Source organism: Actinacidiphila sp. bgisy144, from assembly GCF_057708105.1.
Map to the genome: position 1 here is coordinate 194,089 of NZ_JBYIRM010000003.1, position 24,280 is coordinate 218,368.

At 68.9% G+C, this 24,280-nt stretch carries 17 protein-coding genes and 1 pseudogene; 4 read left to right on the forward strand and 14 right to left on the reverse strand.

Going from position 1 to position 24,280, the window contains the following annotated elements; genetic code table 11:
• Positions 1-300 precede the first annotated feature (300 nt).
• Positions 301-1,896: a cellulose binding domain-containing protein gene (locus AC3EVP_RS05470; RefSeq protein ID WP_435126712.1), complete on the reverse strand. Its 1,596-nt coding sequence runs from the start codon at positions 1,894-1,896 to the stop codon at positions 301-303.
• Between the two features lie 419 nt (positions 1,897-2,315).
• On the opposite strand from AC3EVP_RS05470, the gene AC3EVP_RS05475 reads away from it, so the two are divergent.
• A complete protein-coding gene (locus AC3EVP_RS05475; RefSeq protein WP_435126715.1) occupies positions 2,316-3,341 on the forward strand; it encodes a LacI family DNA-binding transcriptional regulator in 1,026 nt (341 codons plus the stop codon).
• Between the two features lie 76 nt (positions 3,342-3,417).
• On the opposite strand, the gene AC3EVP_RS05480 is transcribed toward AC3EVP_RS05475, so the two are convergent.
• From AC3EVP_RS05480 to AC3EVP_RS05495, 4 genes are all read right to left on the reverse strand, one after another.
• Positions 3,418-4,281, reverse strand: coding sequence for a carbohydrate ABC transporter permease (locus AC3EVP_RS05480; protein ID WP_435126718.1), 864 nt, complete (start codon positions 4,279-4,281; stop codon positions 3,418-3,420).
• Entirely contained in the window at positions 4,278-5,243 is a 966-nt protein-coding gene (locus AC3EVP_RS05485; RefSeq protein WP_435126721.1) for a carbohydrate ABC transporter permease, read from the reverse strand. Before AC3EVP_RS05485 ends, AC3EVP_RS05480 begins: the two co-directional genes overlap by 4 nt.
• Before the next feature lie 127 nt (positions 5,244-5,370).
• Positions 5,371-6,693: an ABC transporter substrate-binding protein gene (locus tag AC3EVP_RS05490; RefSeq protein ID WP_435126724.1), complete on the reverse strand. Its 1,323-nt coding sequence runs from the start codon at positions 6,691-6,693 to the stop codon at positions 5,371-5,373.
• A gap of 194 nt (positions 6,694-6,887) precedes the next feature.
• Positions 6,888-7,844 (reverse strand): ROK family protein, encoded by a 957-nt coding sequence (locus AC3EVP_RS05495; protein ID WP_435126727.1) that lies wholly within the window; start codon positions 7,842-7,844, stop codon positions 6,888-6,890.
• Positions 7,845-8,215: 371 nt separating this feature from the next.
• On the opposite strand from AC3EVP_RS05495, the gene AC3EVP_RS05500 reads away from it, so the two are divergent.
• Positions 8,216-10,663, forward strand: coding sequence for a glycoside hydrolase family 2 protein (locus tag AC3EVP_RS05500; RefSeq protein ID WP_435126806.1), 2,448 nt, complete (start codon positions 8,216-8,218; stop codon positions 10,661-10,663).
• Positions 10,660-11,727: a LacI family DNA-binding transcriptional regulator gene (locus AC3EVP_RS05505; RefSeq protein ID WP_435126730.1), complete on the forward strand. Its 1,068-nt coding sequence runs from the start codon at positions 10,660-10,662 to the stop codon at positions 11,725-11,727. The genes AC3EVP_RS05500 and AC3EVP_RS05505 overlap by 4 nt, the downstream gene beginning before the upstream one ends.
• 116 nt (positions 11,728-11,843) lie before the next feature.
• Here AC3EVP_RS05505 and AC3EVP_RS05510 read toward each other — a convergent pair whose 3' ends face one another.
• The 9 genes and pseudogenes from AC3EVP_RS05510 to AC3EVP_RS05550 form a co-directional block, all read right to left on the reverse strand.
• On the reverse strand, positions 11,844-12,269 hold the full coding sequence (locus AC3EVP_RS05510) for a Rossmann-fold NAD(P)-binding domain-containing protein (protein ID WP_435126733.1): 426 nt from the start codon (positions 12,267-12,269) through the stop codon (positions 11,844-11,846).
• A 222-nt stretch (positions 12,270-12,491) separates the two neighbouring features.
• Positions 12,492-12,826: pseudogene (locus AC3EVP_RS05515) on the reverse strand (DDE-type integrase/transposase/recombinase); the annotation flags it as partial.
• A gap of 129 nt (positions 12,827-12,955) precedes the next feature.
• On the reverse strand, positions 12,956-13,924 hold the full coding sequence (locus AC3EVP_RS05520) for an acetylxylan esterase (RefSeq protein WP_435126736.1): 969 nt from the start codon (positions 13,922-13,924) through the stop codon (positions 12,956-12,958).
• An 85-nt stretch (positions 13,925-14,009) separates the two neighbouring features.
• Positions 14,010-14,999: a hydroxyacid dehydrogenase gene (locus AC3EVP_RS05525; RefSeq protein WP_435126738.1), complete on the reverse strand. Its 990-nt coding sequence runs from the start codon at positions 14,997-14,999 to the stop codon at positions 14,010-14,012.
• An 80-nt stretch (positions 15,000-15,079) separates the two neighbouring features.
• The gene (locus AC3EVP_RS05530; RefSeq protein WP_435126740.1) at positions 15,080-17,323 is read right to left on the reverse strand and encodes a glycoside hydrolase family 5 protein; all 2,244 of its coding nucleotides are present in this window, start codon (positions 17,321-17,323) and stop codon (positions 15,080-15,082) included.
• 125 nt (positions 17,324-17,448) lie between these two features.
• Complete coding sequence (locus AC3EVP_RS05535; RefSeq protein ID WP_435126742.1) at positions 17,449-19,389, reverse strand: heparinase II/III domain-containing protein; 1,941 nt, start codon at positions 19,387-19,389, stop codon at positions 17,449-17,451.
• A gap of 79 nt (positions 19,390-19,468) precedes the next feature.
• Positions 19,469-20,362 (reverse strand): carbohydrate ABC transporter permease, encoded by an 894-nt coding sequence (locus AC3EVP_RS05540; RefSeq protein WP_435126744.1) that lies wholly within the window; start codon positions 20,360-20,362, stop codon positions 19,469-19,471.
• 3 nt (positions 20,363-20,365) lie between these two features.
• A complete protein-coding gene (locus AC3EVP_RS05545) occupies positions 20,366-21,409 on the reverse strand; it encodes a carbohydrate ABC transporter permease (protein WP_488179791.1) in 1,044 nt (347 codons plus the stop codon).
• Positions 21,410-21,420: 11 nt separating this feature from the next.
• Positions 21,421-22,920 (reverse strand): ABC transporter substrate-binding protein, encoded by a 1,500-nt coding sequence (locus tag AC3EVP_RS05550; RefSeq protein WP_435126748.1) that lies wholly within the window; start codon positions 22,918-22,920, stop codon positions 21,421-21,423.
• Between the two features lie 312 nt (positions 22,921-23,232).
• Between AC3EVP_RS05550 and AC3EVP_RS05555 the strand changes: the two genes are divergently transcribed.
• Positions 23,233-24,270, forward strand: coding sequence for a LacI family DNA-binding transcriptional regulator (locus AC3EVP_RS05555; protein ID WP_435126750.1), 1,038 nt, complete (start codon positions 23,233-23,235; stop codon positions 24,268-24,270).
• The last annotated feature ends 10 nt before the right edge of the window (positions 24,271-24,280 follow it).

A 24,280-nucleotide genomic window follows, 5' to 3' on the forward strand; every position in this document is an offset into this window, starting at 1 on the left:
CGCGTTCGCCGACGGGGAAGTCCGCGTGACATCTGTCTCCTGGAACTGCTGCACGCGGTGTCCCGCCTGTGCCCGCCGGCCGACATCGACACGCCGGTGGCGAGCGCACGAACGGCACCCGTGCGCCTGCCTGACCGTCCGCCGGCCCGCCGCCGTCCTTCTGGTTCCGAGTCGTTGGTGGGGGTGAGCGATCTCGTGGGGGACGCGCGGTCTCTGCCGTCGTCGGTCCCTTGACAAGCCCTTGTTCCGCACCGAGGGCTTCTCGGTGCGGAACGAGGTCAGCTGCTCACTGGCGGCTCGTCACGAGATGCTGCATGCCCCACCGTTGAGGGTGAAGGTGCTGGGTACTCCGTTCGTGCCGGCGGTGGAGGTCCCGTTGAGGCCGAAGTTGACGCTGGCACCCGGGGCGATGGTCGCGTTCCAGTCAGCGTTCTTCGCGGTGACCTCCTTGCCGCTCTGCGTGTAGGTCGCGTTCCACATGGAGTTGATGGTCTGCCCGCCCGGGAAGCTGAAGACGAGCGTCCAGCCGTTGACGGCGGTCGAGCCGGTGTTGGTGATGGTCACGTCTCCGTTGAAGGACGACCCCCAGTCGGACAGGCCGTAGTGCACACTGCACGCCGCCGATGCCGGCGGACTGGTGGGAGGTGTCGTCGGAGGCGTGGTGGGTGGCGTGGTGGGTGGCGTCGTGGGAGGAGTCGTGGTGGCGGTGTCCCCGCTCTTCGCCTTGTCGGCGTCGGAGTGCGCGGTGAAGGTCGCCAGCACGGAGTCTCCGTGGAGCACGCCGTATGTGCCGTCCTTGCCGCTGTTCTCGTACCACCAGAAGGCGTCGGCGTCTCCGTCGTTCGCTTCGATGGTGGAGTAGATCGCCTTCCAGTACTCCTGTCTCGTCGAGGTCGAGGTGTTGAACTCGCCCAGGAAGAAGGGCTTCCCGACCGTGTTGTGGGCGTCGCTGATGTACTTCGCGACCAGCGACTGGGTCTGTGCCGCGGACAGGTCGGCCCAGTACTCGGTGGGGTAGATGTGGGCCGAGCAGAAGTCGATGTAGGCCGACTCGCACTCGTGGACGTAGGGCACGCCGTTGTCGCTGCCGTAGCCGTAGTCCGTTCCCTGCCCCTCGATGCCGTTGTCGATCATGTGGTGGGGGTCGATGCTCTTGATGAACGCCCCGACGGTGTCCTCCCAGGCGCGGAAGGTCGCACCCACGGTGTTGTCGGCCGAGTCGACGTCCTGGTAGCGCGGCTCGTTCATCAACTCCCAGGCGAAGACGGTCGGGTCGTCCTTGTAGGCGACGCCCGTGTAGTGGTTGACCCGGTTCAGCGCGTACTTGACGTAGTACTCGTAGTCGGCGAGGCAGCCGGCGCACTTGCTGGAGTTGAAGAAGTTGCCGGGGTTGTTGGTGTCGGCGCCCTCCCAGCCGAGGATCGTGTTGACGCCGCCGTAGGCCGTCCAGTAGTTCTCGAAGGTCGGGATGACCCGCAGTCCGTGCTGGGCCGCCGAGTAGAGGATGTAGTCGAACTCCGCCCACTCCTGGTCGTTCATGGTGTTCTTCGCGGTCTCGAAGCCGTGCCAGGACTCGTGGTCGAACATCCAGGTCCGGACGACGGTGACGCCGTCCGCGGCCATGTTCGCCATCTGCTGGTCGATGGCCGCCTTGTCCATGTACTGCGTCTCGGTGTCGCCCGAGCCGCTGCCGTACGTGAACAGGTCGTAGGAGTTGGCGCCCGCGAAGTAGGCGGTCTCCCCGTTGACGCAGAAGTGCGTGCCGCACCTCTGCACGAAGTCCGCGGTGGCCGCCTTGGCCTTGCCTCCGCCGGCCAGGATGACCAGGCCGGCCGCGAGGACGGTGAGCACGGCGGCGAGTGCCGCCGTGGGAAGGCGTCGTGCTCTGTATGTCATGCGTGCTCCTTCTGAGGCACAAACGGACATGACGAGTAAGGCCGTGTACCACCGCGCGGCGTCCCGCTCCGTACGGCGCACACGTGCCTTTACCGGTTAAGCACGAGCAAGGTGCCGGGAAGTCGAGGCCGCGTCAAGGGGTCGCGCGAACATCGGTGCCTCCTGGGCGGAAATGACAGGGTTCCGCGGCGACTTCTCTTCCCAATGTCATGTCTGGAACCGATATGGCCCCCCCTTCACGACCCGGCGCGACGTCAGGCCCGCCCGGCCCGCGGACTCTCCACGCCCGCAAAAGTCCAAGGCTCAAGCGGTTTATGGACATGGGGGACGTTGGGACTTATGTTTAGTTCAACAAATAGGTTGAGCACGATCCCGGGTGGGCGGGGGTCCACGCGCGTAGCGGAAGGTGCGTAGTGAAGATGGGGCGCAGAGTGACGATTCGCGATGTCGCACGCGAGTCGGGGGTGTCGTCGGCCGCGGTGTCGCTGGCACTCAACAACCGGCCCGGTGTCTCGGACGGCACGCGCCGGCGGATCATGGCAGTGGCCCGGGAGATGGGATGGACGCCGAACACCGCGGCGGTGTCGCTGTCGGCCGCTCAGGTGCACACCGTGGGGCTGGTGCTGGCACGGCCGGCACCCATGCTGGGACGCGAGCCGTTCTACATGGAGTTCATCGGCGGCGTCGAGTCGGTGCTGCTGAAACAGGGTTACTCCCTGCTGCTGCGGCTGGTGGACAGCGTCGAGGACGAGGTCGAGGTCCAACGCGAGTGGTGGCAGGGCCGCCGGGTGGACGGCAGCCTGCTGGTGGACCTCCAGGCCGACGATCCCCGGATCGGGACCCTGTCGTCGATAGGGCTGCCTGCGGTCGTCGTCGGGCACCCCTCCCTGGCCGGCCCGTTCCCCGCGGTGTGGACGGACGACGGCGCCGCCATAGGGGAGGCCGTCCGTTACCTCGCGGCACTCGGGCACCGCAGGATCGCCCGTGTCGGCGGGCCGGCTGCGCTGGGACACAGTGCCATCCGTACGGAGGCGTTCCTGGGCGCCGCGGCCGAACTCGGGCTCGCCGACGCGAAGGTGGTCCCGTCGGACTTCTCCGGGGACGACGGCTCACGGGCCACGCGTTCGCTGCTGACGTCCGCGCAGCGACCGACCGCGATCATCTACGACAACGACATCATGGCCGTGGCGGGCCTCGGCGTGGCGGCGGAGATGCACATCGCCGTGCCCACCGAACTGTCCCTGCTGGCCTGGGACGACTCGCAGCTGTGCGAGCTGGTCCGGCCCCGGCTGTCCGCGATGAGCCATGACGTGTTCCGGTTCGGCGCGCAGGCCGCGACGCTGCTCTTCGAGGTCCTCAACGGCAGCGAGACGTCGTCCCGGCCTGCCACCGGGCCGACCCTGGTGCCGCGCGACTCCACGGCCCCTCCGCCCTCCCCGGCCTGACCGGCCGCCTCCCCGACACCGGGGACCGTGCGATCCGGCCGCCCGGCCCGGTACGGGACAGGTCGGCCGGATCGCCCTACTTCGTCGCGCCCTGGGTGAGCCCGTTGTAGATGAAGCGCTGGAGGAACAGGAAGATCACCAGGGTGGGGACGATGACGAGGATCGCGCCCGCGCAGATGTCCTGCCACTCCGCTCCGTAGGGGCCCTTGAAGCGGAACAGCGAGGTGGAGATCGTACCGAGGCTGTCCGAGGGCATGTACAGGAACGGGTAGTAGAAGTCGTTGTAGACCAGGATGCCCTTGACGATCACCACGGTGGCGATGGCCGGCTTCAGCAGCGGCATGATGACCGTCCAGTAGATCCGCAGCGGCGAGGCCCCGTCGATCCGCGCCGCCTCGTCCAGCGACACCGGGATGTTCCGCATGAACTGCAGGAAGATGTAGATCGAGACGATGTCGGTGCCGGTGTAGAGCAGGATCGGCGCCCAACGGGTGTCGAACAGCCCGAACTTGTTGATCACCTGGAAGGTGCCGACCTGCGTGGTCACCGACGGGACGAGCGTGGCCACCAGGAACGCCGCCAGGATCGGGCCCCGCAGCCGGAACCGGTAGCGGTCGATGGCGTAGGCGGCCATGGAGCCGATCAGCACACTGCCCACCACGGAGAACAACAGGATGAAGAGGGTGTTGCCAAGGCCGCGCAGCATGTGGCCCTCGACGAACGCCGTCTTGTAGTTGCCGAAGTTGAACCAGTCGTGCGGCGGGGTCAGCGCGCCGCTTCCGCCGGCGATCTCCTTGTGCGTCTTCAGCGAGGTCAGGAACACCGCGACGAGCGGAAGCAGGACCAGCAGGCTGGCGGCGATGAGCGAGGCGTACTTGAGGAACGGCGCGACCCAGCCGGTCGCACGGCCGCGGGGCGCGGACACGGGAAGGTTGCTCATGCCGGATCGGGCCTCTCTTCGGGCACCAGGGTGCGCTGCACCCAGGTCACCAACAGGACGAACCCGAGCAGGACCACGGCCATCGCCGACGCCAGCCCGGTCTTGTTGAATTCGAAGTTCATCTTGATCGTCTGGATGACGAAGGTCTCGCTCTTCCCCGAGCCACCGGTCATGATGTACGGGATCTCGAAGACGGCGAGCGACCCGGACACGGCGAGGATCGCGCTCAGGCTGATCAGCGGCCGCAGGCTCGGCGCGATGATGAACCGGAACTGCTCCCAGCGGTTCGCGCCGTCCAGCGCCGCCGCCTCGTAGAGCTCACCGGGGATCGACTGGATGCCGCCGAGGAAGAGCACGAAGTTCAGGCCCATGTACCGCCACACCGACACCCCGGACAGGGAGATGTTGACCAGGTCCGGGTTGCCGAGCCAGTAGTGCTTGCCGTGCACCCCGAAGGCGGACAGCACGGTGTCGAGCGTGCCGCCGGACTGGAAGAAGTACAGGAAGACGAACCCGATGGCGACGCCGTTGATGAGGTAGGGGAAGAACAGGATTCCCTTGAAGAGGTTCCGGAACCGGGTGTTGAAGCTCAGGATCGTGGCGAAGTAGACGGCCAGGGCGAGTTGCAGCACCGAGGCGACCAGGTAGTAGATGCTGACGTAGAACACCTGGAAGAGTTCGGGCCGGGTGAAGATCTCCGTGTAGTTCTTCAGTCCCACCCACGCCTTGTCCGGGCTGATGCCGTCCCAGTCGGTGAAGCTGTAGCTCACCATGTTGGCGATCGGCACGTAGGTGAAGACCACCAGGAAGCCGATCGGCAGCACCAGGAACAACCAGGGGGTGAGCCGCACTCCCCACGGAGTGCGCGACCTGGTGGGCTTCGCGCGCCGCCGGCGGGATGGGCTTGGCGGCCGGGCGGCGTCCAGGTCCGCCGGGCCGGAAGTGGTACGTGTTTCGCTCATGGGCGTAGCTGCTCCTCGCTGCATCGGACGCGTGCCGCGCGGGGAACGGCCGCCCCGGCTGTCCCCCGCGTCCGCGGGCTGCCGCACGGCGTGACGGCCGTGCGGCGACCCGGGCCCTGTCGTTCGGTCACAGACCGGCGGTCTGCTGGGCCGACTTCCACTTCTTGGACAGGTCGGACAGGATCGAGTCGAGGCTCCCGCCGCCGGCTCCGCGGGCGGCGTCGATGAGCTTCTGCCGGTAGTCCGGGGACTGCAGGCCGACCTCGGCCTCCTTGTCGATGTCGTTGACCTGCGGGGTCTTGGCCTGGCTCACCGTGAGCATCTTCACGCCCGCGGCCTGGAACGGCTGAAGGATCTCGGGAAGCGTCGAGCCCTTGACGGACGAGACACCGGAGACCGACGTGGCGAAGCCGGACTTGTCGAGCATCCAGTCGATCCAGGCCCGTGCGGCGGCCTTGTGGGAGGAGTGGATGTTCACGCCGTACTGGTAGTCAGGCGCCTCCACCGAGCAGTACTTGCCGCCGACCTGGGCCGGGAAGGGCATGTAGCCGATGTCGGCCGGGTCCGCGCCGGCCTTCTTGGCTGCCTGCTGAAGCTGCGGTACCGCCCAGGTGCCGAGCCACATGCTGGACACCTTCCCGGTCGCCAGGAGGTTCTTCGAGTTCTCCCAGTTGGTGGTGGTCGGGTCGTCCTCGGACAGCTTCTTGTGCACGATGTTGTACAGCAGCGTGTCCCCGGTCCGCAGGTCACCGCCCTTCTTCCACGGGTCCTGGGAGGTCAGCTCGTTGTTCGCCTGCGAGTCACAGGTCGCCGAGCCCAGGACGTTGGTCCAGGCGGTCAGCGGCCAGCCGTCCTTGTAGTTCGTGTAGTACGGCGTCGCCTTGGTCTTGGACTTGACCTGCTGGAGATCGTTCAGGAACTCCGCGGGCGTGGTCGGCCACTTCGTGATGCCCGCCTGCTGCCAGACCTTCTTGTTGTAGACAAAGCCGTTGGCCGAGGCGAAGGACACCAGGCCGTACACCTTGCCGTTCACCGTGCCGGAGTCCGTGAACTGGTACTTCGAGGAGAGCTCGCTGGAGCTGCCGAGCGACGCGAAGAACTTCGGGTAGTCGGTGCGGTCCACCGCGGTGGGGATGAGGAGGACATCTCCGTAGTTCTTCGTGTTCATACGGATCTTGACCTCCCCCTCGTAGTCGGTGAGGCCCTGGAACTTGACGTTGACCTTCGGGTAGGTCTTCTTGAACTCGGCGGCGTACTTCTTCATCGTGCCGTCGCCGATCAGGTCCGTGCGGTTCGTCAGCACCGTGATGGTGCCGGAGACCGTCGAGGGATCGGAAGCTGCTGTCGCGGCGGCTCCTGACGTCGATCCCCCTCCCGACGACGAACACGCCGTGCCCATCACCGCGACGGAGGCCGCCAGCGCCACTGCCGGCAGGACTCTTCTGCGCATGTCTCTCTCCTGTTCACGCCCGCACACGGGCCCCGATCCCTCACGCTTAAGCGCTTTAGTTGCCGGGAACCCTTCCACGAGACTTTCGGATGGTAAAGCCCCGGAATCAGCCTCGATACGTAACCGTTACATGTCGTACTCGGCATCAGGGCAGATATCATCGATCTACCTGTGGTTTTCCTGCATAGACCGCTTCAGCCGCCCTGGGCGAGAGCAGCGGCGCCCACCAGTCCAGCGTCTGAGCCAAGCTCGGCGCCGACGATGCCGAGCCTGGCGAAAGGCAGTGGCGCATACCGCCGCATGTGCCGCCTGACGCGCGGAATCAGCAGGTCAGAGGCGTGCATCACGCCCCCGCCGAGCACCGCGACCTCCAGTTCCAGCAACGTGGCGCAACCGGCGATACCCGCCGCGAGTGCGCGAGCGGCCCGGTCGAACGCCTCCAGGGCTGCGATGTGTCCCCTTCTCGCCGATTCCGCGACCAGCGCGGTCGACGGCGTCGTACCGCCCGGCGGGAGCCAACCCATGGTGAGCGCACGGCGGGTGATGGCCTCACCCGAGGCGATCCGCTCGAGGCAGCCGGATGATCCGCAGGGGCACACCTCGCCGTCCAGGTCGACCGTGACGTGGCCGAGGTGACCCGCGTTTCCGGTGCGTCCGGAGCGGACCGCCCCGTCGAGCACCAGGCCGGCCCCCACCCCGGTGGACACCACCATGCACAACGCGTTCCGGTGCCCCCTGGCAGCGCCGAAGAGGTGCTCGCCGGCCGTCATCGCAACCGCGTCGCCGCCGAAAACGGTGCGCAGGCCCGAGACCTCGGGGACCACAGACAACTCATTGAGCAGCGGATACTCCCGCCATGCCGGGATGTTCACCGGGCTTGCGGTTCCCAGCACCCGGTCGACCGGTCCAGCGCTGCACACCCCCAGGGCCCCGACCTGCCGCCACTCCTCACGGCAGGCGAGCTCCAGCAGGCAGTCCACGGCGGCGGCGCGCACGGCTTCCGCGTCCGCGGTGCGCGGCGTGGGCCGCTGGGCGCGGACGGCCACCGCCCCCTCGCGGGTGACGAGGGCGGCGGCGATCTTGGTACCGCCGATGTCCAGGGCCGCGGTCAGAGGAGCCGCGTGGCTCGCGGCTGAGGGTTGTCTGAGCATGGCGGAGCCCTTCCGGAGACGGTGGAGGTTGCGCTGACGGCGGTGGAGACGCAGCTGCGGGGCGGACGGGCAGCCGCCCGCCCGCCGGGCCTGAGCGGTGGGCGAGGAGTCCGTCCACCGCTTCCCGGGCATCATAACTAGACCGGTTAATAGACATCCACGGTACAGGCGGCTTAAATTGACCAGCAGCCGGCCGAGGCGGCGGCCCTTCCACCGCGCTCCGGACGGCTGTGGCCTGCCCGGGTCCGCGAAAGCCGTGCGGTGCTCCGGACCGGCGCGCGCCCGTCCGGAGCCGAACATCAGCCCCTTGTCCTTTCTTTGGAGTCTTCATGCTGGTCGAGTCAGCCCTGCGGCACCCCTGGTCGGTTCGGATGTGCGCCCCTCCCGCGGGCGGCGGCGCTCCGTCCGCGGTCCTGGACGCCGTCTACGCCGCCCAGATACCGGGCTGTGTGCACACCGACCTGCTTGCGGCGGGAGTGCTGCCCGACCCGTACCTGGACAGCAACGAGGACGCGGTGGCCTGGGTGGGGCGCAGCGCGTGGACGTACGCCACCTCGCTGGACGCGGTGGACGGCAGCCACGAGCGCACCGACCTGGTCTTCGAGGGGCTGGACACCTTCGCCGACATCCGCCTGGGCGGTCGGCACCTGGGGCGGACGGCGAACATGCACCGCTCGTTCCGCTTCGACGTCACCGGCGACCTCGCGGCAGGCCCTGCGGACCTCGTCATCGACTTCGACTCCGCCTACACCGTCGCGGAAGCGCTCCGCGAGGAGTTGGGTCCGCGCCCGAACGCGTACCCGGAGCCGTTCAACTACGTACGGAAGATGGCCTCCAGCTTCGGCTGGGACTGGGGGCCGACGCTGGTGACCGCAGGAGTGTGGCGGCCGGTGCGGCTGGAGCGCTGGAGCACCGCCCGGCTGGACACGGTGCGCCCCGAGGTGGTGGTGCGCGACAGCGACGGCTACGTCACCGTAAACGTGACCGTGGAGCGTACCGCGGCCGGCGCCACCCGGGAGCTGCGAGTGATCGCCGTGGTCGGCGAGCATCGTGCGGAAGCCGCGATCCCCCCAGGACGGGCCGATGGCACTGTGTTGTTGCGCGTCCCCGACCCCGCCCTGTGGTGGCCCCACACGCTCGGCGAACCGAACCTCCACGGCCTGGAGGTGACCTTGCAGGACACCGGAACCGGGGAGACCCTGGACCGCTGGCAGCGCAGGATCGGCTTCCGCACCGTCGAACTCGACACCACCCCCGACGACTTCGGCAGCGCCTTCACCCTCCGGATCAACGGGATACCGCTCTTCGCCCGCGGCGTGAACTGGATTCCCGACGACGCCCTGCCCTCACGCGTCACCCCCGAGCGCTACCGGACCCGCCTGGAGCAGGCCCGGCACGCGAATGTGGACCTGGTCCGGGTGTGGGGCGGCGGCATCTACGAGGACACCGCGTTCTACGACGCCTGCGACGAACTGGGGGTGATGGCCTGGCAGGACTTCCTGTTCGCCTGCGCCGCCTACCCCGAGGAGGGTCCGCTGCCCGCCGAGGTCGAGGCGGAAGCACGCGAGAACGTGGTACGGCTGATGCCGCACGCCTCCCTGGTGCTGTGGAACGGCAACAACGAGAATCTGTGGGGGCACGAGGACTGGGACTGGAAGGAGGAACTGGCCGGGGCCTCCTGGGGACGCGGCTACTACCTCGACCTGCTCCCCCGCGTCGTCGCCGAACTCGACCCCACCCGGCCGTACTGGGCCGGCTCACCCTGGTCGGGCGACGAAGGCATCCACCCCAACGACTACGGCCACGGCACCACGCACCTGTGGGAGACGTGGAACCGGCGAGACTACTCCGACTACCTCGCCCACGTGCCCCGCTTCGTCGCCGAGTTCGGCTGGCAGGCGCCCCCGGCGTTCGCCACGGTCCGCCGCTCGATCAGCGACCGCCCGCTGCGCCCGGACTCGCCGGGCATGCTCCACCACCAGAAGGCCGAGGACGGCAACGGCAAGCTCGAGCGGGGCCTTGCCCCGCACTTCGACGAACCCGCCTCCTTCGACCAGTGGCACTACCTCACCCAGCTGAACCAGGCCCGGGCCATCGCCACCGGCATCGAGCACTGGCGTGCCCACTGGCCGCTGTGCGCCGGGAGTATCGTCTGGCAGCTCAACGACTGCTGGCCGGTGACCTCCTGGGCCGCCATCGACGGCGACGGCCGACTCAAGCCGCTCTACCACGAGTTGCGCAGGCTGTACGCCGACCGGCTGCTGGTGCTGCGCGACGCCGACGGGGCCGCGGCCCTCACCGTCGTCAACCAGGGCGCACAGCCCTGGTCGGGAGAGGCCCAGGTCGCACGGGTCCGCGCCGACGGCACGATCACCGCCCGCGGCCTGCTCCGGTTCGAAGCGGCCGCCCGGGCGGTGGCGCACCTGCCGCTGCCCGACGAGCTGACACGCAGCGCCGACCCGACCAAGGAGTTCTGGGTCGCCGACTGCGACGGACTGCGGGCCGTGCGGTACAGCGCGGAGGACAAGGACTTCGCCCACCCCGAAGCGCGGTACGACGTGGAACTGGCACCGGTCGGCACGGCCGGGACGGAAGAGCAGGCCGTCGAGGTCACCGTCACCGCGCTGACGGTCGTACGCGACCTGCTCCTCCAGGCCGACCGGCTCGACCCCGCGGCCGTCACCGACCACGGCCGTGTCACGCTGCTGCCGGGTGAGAAGGCCGTCTTCCGCGTCACCGGCTGGTCCCGCCCCGACCCGGCTGCCGTCCAGGAGGCCCTGTTCTGCGTCAACTCGGGGCCAGGCCGGCGAGCGGAATGAGCCCCGCCCGCAGCCGCCGCTCGGTCACCATCGACGATGTCGCGCTCAGAGCAGGGGTCTCCAGGAGTTCGGTGTCGCTCAGCGTCAACGGCAAGCCCGGTGTCGCGGCTGCCACGCGGGCCCGGGTGCTGACCGCGGCGGAAGAGCTCGGGTGGCGTCCGCACCACGCCGCCCGGGCTCTGCGCGGGGTCCACGACACCGCGGTCGGCCTGGTGATCACCCGCTCACCGAGGCAACTGAGCCACGAGCCGTTCTGGACGCACTTCATCGCCGGGATCGGGAAGGAACTGGGCGCCGCCGGCCACGCGCTGAAACTGTGCCTGGCCTCGGACGCGGAGCACGAGTCGCGCGTCTACCGGCAGTGGTGGGCGCAGCAGCGGGTCTGCGGAGTCATCGTGGTGGACGTACGGCACGACGACGAGCGCCTGCGCCTGTTGCGCGAACTGTCCATGCCCGCCGTCATCGCCGGCCCACCGCACCTCGCCGGCGGCATTCCCGCGGTGTGGAGCAACGACGAAGCGTGCATGGACACCGTCGTCCGCTACCTCGCCGCCATGAGGCACCGGCGGATCGCCTGGGTCACGGACAACCCCGCGCTCGGCCACGCGGTGGTGCGCACCGAGTCGTTCACCCGCGCCGCCGACGACCTGGGCCTGGAGGCCGTCACGGCCACCCAGGGTGCCGACCCGGACGTCGGCCGTGCGACCAGAGCGCTGCTGGCAGCCGAGCGCGCGCCCACCGCCGTCATCCACGAGAGCACCATGGCCGCGATCGCCGCGCTGGGTGTCGCCAAGGACATGGGAATCCGGGTACCGGGCTCACTCAGCATCCTGGCCTGGGACGACTCCCCGCTGTGCCAGGTCACCCAACCAGCCCTGTCCGTCGTACGCCACGACCTGTACGACTACGGCGCACGCACAGCCCGGGGCATCCTCGGCGTCGTCGAGGGGTCCGGGATACGGCCCGATCCCCCCGTCGTGACAACCCTCCAGCCGCGAGGCTCCACGTCCGTGCTCCACCAGCAGGGACACAGCGATCAACTTCGGAAAGCCAACAGCACGTGAGAAGCCCGGGGCGCGCTCGAGGGCGGATCGGGACAGGACTCAGGTGATCTCCACCATCCAGGTAAGCGCTCTGCGTCTCCGCGATCAAGCCCCGGACAGGGTCCCGGCCGCGTGATCTACGAGTCGCGGCCCTGGGTTCGGCTCGCCGTGGTGTGGGGCTTTGCCTCGGCGCGGAAGCAGTGGCCTGCGTCGAGGTCGGACAGGAGCCCTGGGCCTGTGGGCTGCCAGCCGGTGACCTCGCGGGTGAGCGTGCTGGAGGCCGGCTGGTCCGTGTCCATCACCGTGGCCAGCCAGCCGAAGTGGTCCTGGGCGTGCTCGGGAGGGACGGAGGTCGATGGCAGGCCCAGGTGGCGGCCGATGACCTCGGCGATCTCCCGCAGAGGCACTCCTTCGTCGGCCACGGCGTGCAGCGTCGATCCCGCGGCTGCCTTCTCCAGGGCCACGCGGAACAGGTGCGCGGAGTCCAGGCGGTGGACGGCGGGCCAGCGGTTGGTGCCGTCGCCGTAGTAGCCCGCCACGCCGTGGTCGCGGGCGGTCCGCACCCAGGTCGCGATGAAGCCCTGGTCACCCTCGCCGTGGTTGGTGCGCGGCAGTGCCCGACCTCGGCGACGTACGAGTCGGCGAGCCGCCGGCCCGGTTCGGTCAACCGCACGCAGGCCGCGCGACCATCCTCGGGCCCTCCGACTCGTTCCACGAGTCCGCGACGCTCGGCCCGGGAGACCAGGCCCGTCGTACTGGACTTGTCCAGGTCCAGCAGCCTGTATTGGGCGTGCGTGGGCCCATTCCTCGAGCAGGTGCGGTTGAGGCGTTCGACTTTGCCGTTGGTCTGGGGTCGGTAGGGCCGGGTGCGCTTGTGGGTGATCCCGGCTGCGGTGAGGGTCTCGCGCCAAAGGCGGGAGGAGTGGCAGGAGCCGTTGTCTGTCAGGACGCGTTCTACGGTGATGCCGACCGAGGCGAAGTAGGCCTGTGCGCGAGTCCAGAAGCGGCGGTCTCCTTGTTTTTCATCGGTGAGGATCTCGCTGTAGGCCAGGCGGGAGTGGTCGTCGACGGCGGTGTGGATGAAGCCGTAGCCGGGGACCGGTCGCTCATGTCCGCCTCGCCCGTAGCCCGGTAGCAGCCGGCCCAGCGCTGGGCCGTGGTCGGCGAGACCTGGAAGCGTTCATCTCCGCAGCGGCCAGCCATGCGTCGTCCACCACGCAACGGGCCAGACGCAGACGACTGGTTTCCGTCAGAGCGTCTTGAGGTAGCGGAGTTGGATCTCCCGGTGGTGGGCGGCGCCGCCCTCGTGGTCGTTCCAGCGGTAGACCTTGATCCGCTTGGGGCCCTTCCAGTGGTTGTGGGCTGCGAAGATGGTGGAGGGCGGGCAAGTGGCGTCCATCAGCGCGACGGAGTGCAGTACGGGAACGTCGGCGCGAGCGGCGAAGTTGACGCCGTCCATGTAGGACAGGGTGCGGAAGACTTCGTCGTCGGTGCCGCGCTGGGTGGCGAGGAAGGCGGTGATCTCGCTGTAAGGGGCCCGGTCGGTGAGCGTGACCGCGCGGCGGAAGTGGGACAGGAACGGCACGTCGACGAGCGCGGCGCGCACGCGGTGGTGGAGCGCTGCGACTGCGGTGGCGATGCCGCCGCCCTGGCTCTCGCCCTGGACGACGATCCGGCCGGAATCGACGGCGGGGTGGGTGGCGGCCGCGTCGACAGCCCGGACCGCATCGGTGAAGACGCGTCGGTAGTAGTAGGTGTCGGGGTCGAGCAGGCCGCGAGTCATGAAGCCGTTGCCCTCAGGGTGGGTGCCGCCGTACGGGTCCGGGGTGGTCCCGCTGGTACGGGAGTTGACGGCGCCCTGGCCTCGAGTGTCCATCACCAGCACGGCCCAGCCAGCCGCTGGCCAGACCAGGTGGTCGTAGGGGGTGCCGCGGCCGTTGGTGTAGCCGAGGTAGCGGACCACGCAGGGGTAGGGGCCGTTGCCGGCGGCCGGCAGGAGCATCCAGCCGCGGACGCGGTGGCCGCCCCAGCCGCTGAAGAAGCACTCCTGGACGTCAACGGTGCTCAGTGACGCGTTGTGGGGCGCAAACCGTGCCCCCAGGGGTTGGCCGGCGGCCTCCTCGAGGGTGCGCTGCCAAAAGGCGTCGAAGTCGTGGGGTTCATCGCGGGCGGGTCGGTACAGGCGCAGGTCGTCCAGGGACATGTCGAAGTGCGGCACGGTGGTCCTGTCGGTGAGGGCGGCTGGGCGGTAGGGGGAGGCAGGTTCGTGGTCCGGTCGGGGCGCGCGCCCGACGGGGCAGGGCTCAGGCGCTGCGGGGCAATTCCTCGGGAGTGACGGCGCCGGCCAGTGGCTGCCCGGCGAGGTGCCGTTCCACCTCCGCGACGGCGAACTCGCCGAGCCTGCGCAGTTCGCGGCCGCGCGAGCCGGCAAGGTGAGGGGTGACCAGGACGTTGGGCAAATGCAACAGGAGGTGGCCGGGCGGCAGCGGTTCGGGTTCGGTGACATCGAGTACGGCGTCGAGCCGTCCGGTGGCGCAGTGCCGGGTGAGGGCTTCAGTGTCGATGAGGGCGCCGCGCGCGGTGTTGACGACGATGCCGCCGTCGCGGATCAGGGCAAGCTGCCGCTCTCCCAGCATGCCAGTGGTGGTGGGCAGTTGGGGTGCGTGCACACTCACCACGTCGGAGCCGGCGCACAGCGTGTCGAGGTCGGTGAGGGTCGCGCCGAGCGCCTGCGCCTGCGCCGGGTTGAGGTAGGGGTCGCAGACCAGCACCCGCACGTCGTAGCCGCGCAGCAGTTCCATGACGATGCGGCCGACGCGTGAGGCGCCGATCAGGCCGACCGTAAGGCGGTACCAGCCGGAGTCCGTGGTGTCCTCGGCCGGCGGTAGTCCGGCGGCCAAGCCCCGGGCGGCGGAGAAGGTCCGTTTGGCCGCCATCAGCATCGCGGCGACGGCGAACTCGGCGGTGGGGCGGGCGTTCGCTGACGCCGCCGAGGAGACCGCCACACCCTGGTCGAGCAGTACCGGGCTGACGAGTTCCTTCACGCTGCCCGCGGTGTGGATGACGGCTTCGATGCCCGGGGCCCGGCCAAGCAGGCCGGCGTCGAGGTGGGGAGCGCCCCAGCCGGTGATGAGCAGGCTGGCGGTGCGCAGGATGGGGTCGTCCAGGGTGCGAAGCGCGTGGCCCGGGTCGCAGCGAACGCTCCAGCTCAGGCGCGCCAGGGTCTCGGCCGGAAAGAGCCGCGGGATCAGCCCGGGCTCGAGTGCGAAAACCGCGTGGGGCAGGAGCGCCATCTGGAAAGGCCTTTCGTACGGGGGTGCGGGCGGGTGGGAGCGGCGCCGTACCGCCCGTGCGGTGCGGCGCCACTGCCCGGTCAGACGGTGATGCCGGTGGCGTTCGACAGCCCCGTCCACATGCCGGACATCTGCGCGTCAGTCAGGGCGGCGGAGAAGGGGAACATGCCCCACACGTCGCCGGCGTAGTAGACGTTCGGGTACCAGCGGAAGTAGCCGATGTTGACGTGGTTGTCGTACTGGAAGGTGATCTTGCTGGTCTGTGCGGTGGCGGTGGCGACCTGTACACCGTCGACGTAGGTGGCCAGCGTGCCGCCGCCGGACCAGCGCACGGCGTAGATGTGCCAGGCGCTGGGGTCGATACCCATGTCCAGGTCGGGCTCGCCGGTCATCTGGAAGGTGCCGGCCGCGCCGCCGGTCATCAGCAGGTACTGGGTGAGGTGCCAGCTCAGCAGCCGGTTCATCGAGGACTTGGTGGTGGGCTTGGCAACGGTGAAGCAGGTGAAGCCGGTCAGGCCGTCGATCGGTGAGACGGCGTCCATCCGGTTCTTGTTGAAGCGCAGTACCGGCGCGCTGCCCAGGCCCTCCAGCACCAGCTGCGGGTAGTCGGCGGTGGAGGAGGGCAGTTGGGTGTTGCCGCTGCCTTCGTGGTTGGAGGTGACGATGACTCCGGCGTGGCCGGCCTTGGGTCCCTGGTCGTAGAGGGTGACGACGTTGACGGTGGAGACACCGGCCCAGGCGGTGACGGCGGCGGTGTCGAGGGCGTCGGCTGCCGTGAAGCCGAAACTCTTGGTGGCCCCGTCGGACGCCCGGCGCAGGGTCACCGCGTCACCAACGTACGGGCTGTACAGGCGCTGGGTGGCGAGCACGTTCAGGACGGTCGCGGGGTCGAGCGCGCTGTAGGGGTCGGTGCGGGTGGAGTAGCCGACCGGCGCCGGATTGGTCAGGCCGGAGGAGTTGGTAAGGCCGATGTCGTACGTCGAAGCGCCGGCCGCCTTGTAGGTGAAGGTGGCAAGCCCGTTGAATCCGGCGGGCATGCTCAAGGTGGCCGGGCTGAAGGTGCCGCCGGCGCCGGAGTCGGTGGGCACCACGGTGAGCGCCGCGGTGTGGTAGCCGCGGTAGTCGGCGGTGAAGGCGGCGGACGCTTCGCCTGCGCTGCCGCGCTGGGGGCCGCTGAGGTAGAGCTGGGTGGGCGCGGGGGCTCCGGTGTACTTCTCCAGGACTGCGAGCTGCACGGTGTCGCGGCCGTCGGCCTGCTGCTCGATGCCCATGGGGTAGTTGCGGAACCAGGCGCCGGCCGCCCAGTAAGTGACGCCGATGCCCTTGGTCTGGCAGAAGGCGAGGGTCTTGTCGAGGGCGGTCAGCCAGTTCGGGTCGGTGTTGGCGGTGCCGACCTCGCCGATGTGGCCGTAGTGCCCGTTCTGTGCGCACCAGTCGGCGAAGCCGGTGATGCGCTGCACGCCGATGTCGGTGGTGAGGGCGGCGGGCGGGCTGTGCAGGGTGTCCCCGGCGGCGACCTCGGTGGCCCAGTCGAAGTGGGTGCCGGAGGAGTCGCGGTCGAAGTAGACGTGGGCGGAGTAGATGAGGTTGTTGCCGGGGTCGGTGATGTCCAGGTCGCCGTTGACGGACTGCCAGCTGGCCGCGGAGGACCAGTTGTCGCCCTCGCAGAAGATCGCGGTGTGCTTGTCCACCGCGCGGATCGCGTCGACGGCGGCCTGGGCGGCATCGGGCCAGGCGGTGGCGGTCGGCATCGCGTTGGGCTCGTTCATCAGGTCGTACCCGGCGACACCCCGGCGGCCGGCGAACTCGGTGGCCAGTTTGGTCCACAGGTCGGCGAAGTCGGCGGTGGTGACGGCGTCGCTCCCGATCTTGTCGCTGCCGTACGAGCCGAAGGTGTGCACGTCCAGGATGAGGGCCTGGCTGTGGGCGCCGGCGTAGTCCACGAGGGTGTTGACGAAGCCGAGGTAGGTGGGATCGAGGTCGCTGCCGAGGGTGGGCTGCATGCGCTGCCAGTTGAACGGCAGCCGGATGACGCCGATGCCGTGCGCCCTGAGGTAGTCCAGTTCGGTGGTGGTGGGCACGGCGTAGTCGGTGCGTGCGACCCCGGGGATGGCGCTGGTGTTGACCTCCAGGCCGGAGAGGTTGGCGCCGGCGTAGAAGGCGGGTGTGGCTGCGCTCGCCCTGGTGGCCAGGGTGCCGCCGAGCGCGAGGGCCGCGGCGGTCGCGCCGCTCGCGGCGAGTAGCCCGCGGCGGGTGAGGCCAGCCGCGTGGGTGGCAGAGGGGTCGGAGTTGTGGGTAGCGAGTGTCCGATCGTGAGCGGTCATGGCGGCCCTTCCGTACGGGGTGGGGGGTGGGCTCGGTCGTCGGCCGGGCCCTGTTCGGATTGCTGGTTGATCGGTCGGGAATCGGATGCAGGTTCCAGGGGGCGGTGGGTCCGGTCAGGCGGGGCTCAATCGGCGCGCCGCAGCACGAGCGTGTGCTCGGCTTCGGATGCTGGGTGGCGCGCGGTGAGCACGAGGCGGTGGAGGACTGGTCCCCAAACCTGGCTGATCAGCGGGTCGTCGATGCACACGGCCTCATCGCGGGCGGTGAAGGCGTCACCGTTCCATCGCAAGCCCAGCCGCACGCCGTCAGCGGCGAGCACGGCCCGGCCGACGCCGTTGAGTTCGAGGTCGCCGCTGAGCAGTAGGTGGAGTGCGAGGGAGCCGGGCGGTACGGCTGTACGCCAGGTGTCGTGGACAGTGATCTCCCCAGCGGCGCGGTTCAGCCGGAAGGTCCGCCGCCAGCTGCGCAGCCCGGCCGTCTCGGGGTAGGCGGCGGCCAGGTCCAAGCCGAGTTCGGCCTCGTCCGGACCGAGTGCGCACTCCGGAGCGTGGGAGCGGTACCGGGCGCCGGCGGCCTGCTCGACGTCATCCACCAGCGGGACGTTGTGGTAGGCGCTGCGCATGGTCCAGATGGAGTAGCGGTCAGTGGGGCTGAAGGTCTCGCGCCGGTACGTGCCGACGCCGGCGTCCACCACCAGCGGGCGCCCGTCGAGGGCGACGACGAAGGAACCGACGTCGTTGTGGTTGTGGCTCTCGTCGTTGTGGCCGCCCTTTGCCGCCAGAAGCAGCCCGCCGATGGTGCCGGCCTGCTCGCGGGCGACCAGGACCTCGGTGTGCGGCAGCCAGGTCTGCAGGGGCAGCGGGAAGTCGGCGGGCGGCGCCTGTACCCACTGCCGGTCGAGCAGGTCGTCCAGGGCCCGGCGCAGCACGATGCCGCTGTAGTCGGCGGGGATCGGGCCGCCCTCGCCACGCAGGGCCCGGGCGTGCGCGCTGATCTCCGGCCCTCCGGTGCGGCGGCCGAAGCGGTACAACAGCCCGAAGGCACCATCCTCACTGCGAGCCGGACCGTCGGCGAAGTTGATCACCCATCCGGTGCCGATGGCGGCGGTCAGAGGGTACCGGGCCATGGCCCGCAGCAAAGGGTGCGCGAAGACGCCCTCGTCGTCGCCGGTTGCGGCGGTCAGCGTCTCCAGACACTCGAAAAGACTCCCGGCCGCCCGCCACCAGTAGCGCAGGCCCTCGTCGCAGCCGCCGTCGGCGGGCTGGCCGGCCAGGTAGTGGTCCAGGCCGCGCAGCACCCTGCGCACCACGGTCTCCAGCGCCTCGTCGGACTCGGCGCAGCGCAGCGCGGCCAGCAGCAGGTTGGAGTGGATCCAGGGGTTCCAGTTGTTGGCGGGCACGGTAGTGCCGTCGTACCAGCCCAGGTCGGTGCGTTCCAGGTAGGGCCGCAACACCCGTTCGCGGACCTGCTGGCGAAGGCGGCGGCGCACCACCGGGTCGTACACGTCAAGGTCGTCGGCGAGCAGGCCGTCGGTGAGGACCAGCAGTGCGGCGGTCTCGGCGGCAAACAGGTCGAGTTGGGGGCGTGCGGGGTCGGCCAGTGGGTGGTCCTCCAGGTAGGTGCGGGGGTCGTGGGCGGGCAAGCACCAGGTGGACTCCTCGCACAACAGCCACAGACCGTCGACGATGTCGGTGAGGAGGCGGCCGCGCAGCGCGGTTCCGGTTCCATTTGCGGGGTCCGGTCCGGGTGCGGGTCCGGTTATGGCCGCGGCCAGTACGGCCCAGGCCAGACGGTGGCGGCGGGCGAAGTAAGGCTGTTCGTACGCGGCCCGGTCGCCGTCGCGCTGGAACCGGGCGAAGAGCGACGCGGGCAGCGCCGTCCACGGCTTGCCGAGATCGCCGGCAGCGGTGCGCGTGATGTGCTCGCGGGTGGCGTCGGGTACGTGCGCCCAGGCCGCGCGGTCCGAGGCGGCAGGCGCCGGAGTCCAACCCCGCGGCAGAGGGCCGGAGAACAACTCGGCCAGCACCGGCCGTTCCGTCTGAGTGTCGAGGCGTGGTGAGGTCATGGTCTGCTTCCTGGGTACGTCCCCGGCTGGTTGGGTCCGGCGGAGGGTGTGGAGCGGCTGTGGGGACAGTCGGCGGTGCTCAGCCCTTGACTGCTCCGGCGATGGCGGAGACGACATGCCGTTGGGCGAAGGCGAAGACCAGCACGATCGGCAGCAGCGAGATGACCGAGCCGGCGCACAGCACGCTCCAGTCGGTGGAGGTCTGGCCGATGAAGGAGTACAAGCCCACCGAGATGGTCTGGCGCTCCGGGCGGCCGAGGGTGAACACCAGGGGGATCAGGAAGTCGTTCCAGGAGCTGATGAACACGAACAAGCCGAGAGTCGCGAGCATCGGCCTGGCCAGCGGCAGCGCGATGCGCAAGTAGAGCTGGTGGAAGTCGGCGCCGTCGACCATGGCGGCTTCCTCGATGTCCTTGGTGACGGTGCGGAAGTAGCCCATGAACATGAAGGTGTTGAACACCATGCCGTTCGCGACCTGGACCAGCACCACCGACCAGATGGAGTCCAGCAGCCCGAGATGGTTCACCAGGTCGTAGATCGGGATGATCGTGTAGCCGCGGGGCAGGAAGAACGTCACCGCGATCACGGCCAGCAGCGCCCGGCGGCCCGGGAAGTCGGTGCGGGCCAGCACGTAGCCGGCCGCCGAGGAGAACAACAGCGTGAAGGCTACCGTCAGCAGCGTGATGAGCACCGTGTTCACGAAGTACGTGCCGATGCTCGCGCCGTTCCAGGCGTCGACGAAGTTGTGCCAGCGGTACTCGTGCGGGATCAGGCCAAGGCCGGAGTCGAGGAAGCCCGCGTTGCTCTTCAGTGACCCGGACAGGCCCCACAGCAGCGGGTACAGCCACGCGAGGGCACACAGCAGCAGCACCACGTGCGGCAGTATCCGGGCCAGGCCGGGCCCACGGCGGGGGGCGCTCCGCGCCGTGCGCGGCCGCACGGCCGGCGGGGGTGTGGTGGCGGTGGAGGCCATGGTTCACTGCCCTTCTCGTACGCCGCGGGCGGCGTTCCTGCGTGCACGCATCCGCCGCAACAGGAGCGCCTGCGACACCGTGATCACCATCAGGATCAGCCCGTAGAAGAACGACGCGGCCGAGGCGAACCCCACGTTCGGCTGCACGTTGATCCCGGCGCCGCCGGCGGACAGTCCCCCGCCGAACGCCTCCTGGTAGATGTAGGTGTTGACGACGCTGGAGGAGTAGTACGGTCCACCGCCGGTGAGGACCTGGACGAGGTCGAAGACCTGGAGACTGCCGAGAGTCGCCAGGAAGAGGATCATCAACCCGACCTCGCGCAGCCCCGGCAGGGTGACGTGCCAGAACTTGCTCCACGCACCGGCACCGTCGAGCGACGCGGCTTCGTACAACTCCTCGGGGATGGACTGCAGGCCGGCCAGGAAGTAGACGAGGTTGTAGCCGAGGGTGTTCCAGATACCGATGGCGATGACCACCCACATCACGGTGTGCGGATCGCCAAGCCAGTCCACCTGGTGGTGCATCAGGTGGCCCTTGATCAGCCAGGCGTTGATGCTGTCACCGAAGTTGCTCAGCATCAGCTGGAAGACCACGGCGATGATCGCCGGAGACATCACCGCCGGAAGGAAGAACACCGAGCGGTAGAAGGTGGAGAAGCGCAGCTTCTTGTTGTTCAGCACCACCGCGAGCACCAGCGCCAGCAGGAGTTGCAACGGCACCAGCACCAGGGTGTACTGGAACGTGTGGCCGAAGGACCGCCAGAAAACGTGGTCGTGGATGACCTGGCGGAAGTTCGCGAGCCCTACGTAGTGGCTGGGCGAGCCCACGCCGTTCCACTGGAACAGCGTGTACACCAGCGATGCGCCGATCGGATACAGCGTGAACGCCGCCACCAGCAGCACGAACGGCGTCAGGTAGAGATAGGACCAGCGGCCGGCCTTGACCCGGGCGAGTAGCCCGGGGCCGGTGCGGCGCGCAGGCCGGACCGCGGCGCTTCGCGGACGGCCGGAGGTTGGTGGCGGTGGTCCGGTGCGAGGTGGTCTCACCAGGTGCTCGGTCACTTCGGGTACTCCGGGATGTCCCACTTGTAGGGCTTGGTGGGGTCCCAGTCGCTGAACACCCAGTCAGCGGCGCTGACCTTGAGGCCCTGCTTCTTCGCCTCCTGGATGCCCTGTTCCAGCGCGGACTGGCTGCGGTCGCCGAGCGACTTCAGCGCGCTGCTGACGTTCTTGATCTGGCCGCTGTAGACGCCGGCCACCACGGCGCCCAGGTCAGGCTGCACCGGGGGGACTACCACGCTGGAGGTGGCGGGGTTGCGGATCCACGGCTGCGGGCCGCCGATCGCGAGCTTGTCCAGCGCCACGAAGTCCGCGAACGGCTTGAAAGAGATCTTCGACGCGTCGTTCGCCTCCGGGTGGACCGACAGGTCCTCGTGGTACTTCTGCGTCCACCGCACCCCGGCGTCCTTGCCGTACCACCAGGAGAACCATTCCCAGGCGGCGTCGGGATGTTTCGTATGCGCGTTGATGGCGAGCAAGGGACTACTGGCAGGCGTGGTGTAGAAATAGCCCTTTCTCGCCTCCTCGGGCCCGACGAGCGTGGTGATGCTGTAATCGGTGAATCCGTGCGAGGTCCACTCGGCTTCGTTCCACACGCCGCCGACCGTCATTCCGAACTTGCCGCGTTCGAAGTAGGCGCGGGCGATCTCGTCGGAGATACTCAGCGAATCCGGGTAGAAATACTCCTTTTTCTTCCAGTCCATGATCAGCTCGATCAGGTCGGCGTAGTTGCGGTCGGTGCCGTAGGTGTATTTTCCGGTGCGCATGTCGAGGCCGGTGGCGCCACCAGGGCTGCCGGCGGCGCGCACCAGGACGTCGAACCACCACGCGAACAGGTTGGTCGAGCCGTTGCCGAAGCCCAGCCCGTAGGTCTTCCCGCCACTCTTGGCCTTGATCGTGGCGGCCGCACGGCTCATGTCGTCCCAGGTCTTCGGCACCTGCACCGAGCCGTTGGGGTTGGTGAGGCCGGCGTCCCTGAAGACCTTGTTGTTGATGTAGAGCTGGTTGGCGGGGCCGCTGCCGGTGAAGGGCGCGGAGTAGATCTTGCCGTCGAAGACGTTCAGGCCCTCGACGAAGGAATAGGGCGGGAAGCTCCGGATCCACTCGGCGGTGGCGTACTTGTCCAGCGGTAGCAGCCAGCCCTTCTGCACCTGCTGGTTGATTGGCACGGTCTGCTTGGTGAGGAAGAAGGTGTCCGGGGCCCGGTTGCTGCGCTCGGCCAGGTTGAAGAGGTTGTCGTAACTGGCCTGGGCGTTCTTGGTGCGCTTCACGTGGATCGAGGGGTGCGCCCTGCCGAAGAGCGCCAGCTCGTTCTTCACCCACGGCTCCTGGGAGTCGTAGTAGTCCCAGTGCGTGATCGCGGTGCCGCCGCTACCACCCGACGAGGAACTGCACGCGCTGAGTGCGCCGCCGAGTGCGGCTGCTCCGCCGAGCGCTGCGGCCGACCTGAGCAGGCCGCGCCGGCTGAGATGGGTTCTCGAAGGGTCCGAAGCGGACATCGTCTCTCCAGGCTTAATCGATTAATGCGATGGGCAAGAATCATCCCCGGCGGTCTGAAAAAACAGGGGGATTCTCGGTGACGCGCCCACCGCGGCGAACTCGGTGCATGGGGGTTGGCGGTTTCCGAGTACCGCATCGGCGCGTACGTGTGGCTCTCTCGGTCGACCTCACGGCCGCCTTGGCTTGTGTTACGGTGATGAAACACCTTAAAGCTTTAAGATGCAAGAGGCCGGACACAGTTGCCCGAACAGGCTCCGCACGGCCGCACCGAGTCGGACAGCACCACACACACCATCAGGAGCGTGCGGGACATGGGCACCAGGCGAGAGCCGAAACGAGCCACCATCACCGACATCGCGCGGCAGGCGCAGGTGTCCACGGCCACCGTTTCGTACGCGCTCAATGATCTACCCGGGGTGAGCAAGGAGACCCGGCGGCGCATCCTGGAGATCGCCGACCGGATGGGGTGGCGCCCCAACAGCTCAGCCCGAGCTCTGCACCGCTCACGCGTCGATGCGGTCGGCATCGTGCTTGTCGGTTCCAACCAGATCAAGGGGGCGCTGCCCGAGTTCCTGCTGCGCTTCCTGCCGGGCATCCAAGAAGAGCTAGCCGCCCGCGACATCCTGCTGATCATGCACAACGTCCCGGACCTGGCCACCGCCAACCGTACATACCAGAGCTGGCGCGACGAGCGCCGAGTGGACGGTGTGCTGGTGCTCAACCCCTACCAGGACGACCCACGGCTGCCCTTCCTGGAGCAGATCGGCCTGCCCGCCGTGATCATAGGCGACACCAGGGAGGTGTCGACGATCCCGTCGGTGTGGACCGACGACGAGGCGGCGATGAACCTCGCGGTCGAACACCTGGCCGCCCTCGGACATCGCCGGATCTGCCGGATCGGGGTCCGCTCGCAGTACCGGCACTCGCTCGCCCGCGAGCAGATGTTCCGCGACGCCATGCAACATGCTGGTCTGGCAGCGGACCTGATGGGCTATCACCACAAGTCCGACTCCGGCGAGGAGGACATCCTCTCCCGCTGGCTGCGCTCCAACGATCCGCCGACCGCGCTCATCCACGAAGACCCCACCCTCGCGGTGGAAGCCATGTTCGACCTCCAGCACCGCGGCATCGCGGTGCCCGACGACCTGTCCATCATCGGCTGGGACGACTCCGTACTGTCCGAGGTGGTCAGGCCGGCGATGACCACCCTGCACCGTGATCTCTTCCAGTACGGCATGGCCGCCGCCCGGCAGCTCGTGCTGCTGGTCGACGGCGAGGAGGCCGGCCATCTGCGGGGCACCACCACCGAGTTGCTGGTGCGCGGCAGCACCGCGGTGCCTCGGGCGTGAGGGGGCTCAG

Coding starts and splice junctions, on each gene's coding strand:
- AC3EVP_RS05470 (WP_435126712.1), bottom strand. CDS start 1,896: ATGACATACAGAGCACGACGCCTTCCCACGGCGGCACTCGCCGCCGTG.
- AC3EVP_RS05475 (WP_435126715.1), top strand. CDS start 2,316: ATGGGGCGCAGAGTGACGATTCGCGATGTCGCACGCGAGTCGGGGGTG.
- AC3EVP_RS05480 (WP_435126718.1), bottom strand. CDS start 4,281: ATGAGCAACCTTCCCGTGTCCGCGCCCCGCGGCCGTGCGACCGGCTGG.
- AC3EVP_RS05485 (WP_435126721.1), bottom strand. CDS start 5,243: ATGAGCGAAACACGTACCACTTCCGGCCCGGCGGACCTGGACGCCGCC.
- AC3EVP_RS05490 (WP_435126724.1), bottom strand. CDS start 6,693: ATGCGCAGAAGAGTCCTGCCGGCAGTGGCGCTGGCGGCCTCCGTCGCG.
- AC3EVP_RS05495 (WP_435126727.1), bottom strand. CDS start 7,844: ATGCTCAGACAACCCTCAGCCGCGAGCCACGCGGCTCCTCTGACCGCG.
- AC3EVP_RS05500 (WP_435126806.1), top strand. CDS start 8,216: ATGTGCGCCCCTCCCGCGGGCGGCGGCGCTCCGTCCGCGGTCCTGGAC.
- AC3EVP_RS05505 (WP_435126730.1), top strand. CDS start 10,660: ATGAGCCCCGCCCGCAGCCGCCGCTCGGTCACCATCGACGATGTCGCG.
- AC3EVP_RS05525 (WP_435126738.1), bottom strand. CDS start 14,999: ATGGCGCTCCTGCCCCACGCGGTTTTCGCACTCGAGCCCGGGCTGATC.
- AC3EVP_RS05530 (WP_435126740.1), bottom strand. CDS start 17,323: ATGACCGCTCACGATCGGACACTCGCTACCCACAACTCCGACCCCTCT.
- AC3EVP_RS05535 (WP_435126742.1), bottom strand. CDS start 19,389: ATGACCTCACCACGCCTCGACACTCAGACGGAACGGCCGGTGCTGGCC.
- AC3EVP_RS05540 (WP_435126744.1), bottom strand. CDS start 20,362: ATGGCCTCCACCGCCACCACACCCCCGCCGGCCGTGCGGCCGCGCACG.
- AC3EVP_RS05550 (WP_435126748.1), bottom strand. CDS start 22,920: ATGTCCGCTTCGGACCCTTCGAGAACCCATCTCAGCCGGCGCGGCCTG.
- AC3EVP_RS05555 (WP_435126750.1), top strand. CDS start 23,233: ATGGGCACCAGGCGAGAGCCGAAACGAGCCACCATCACCGACATCGCG.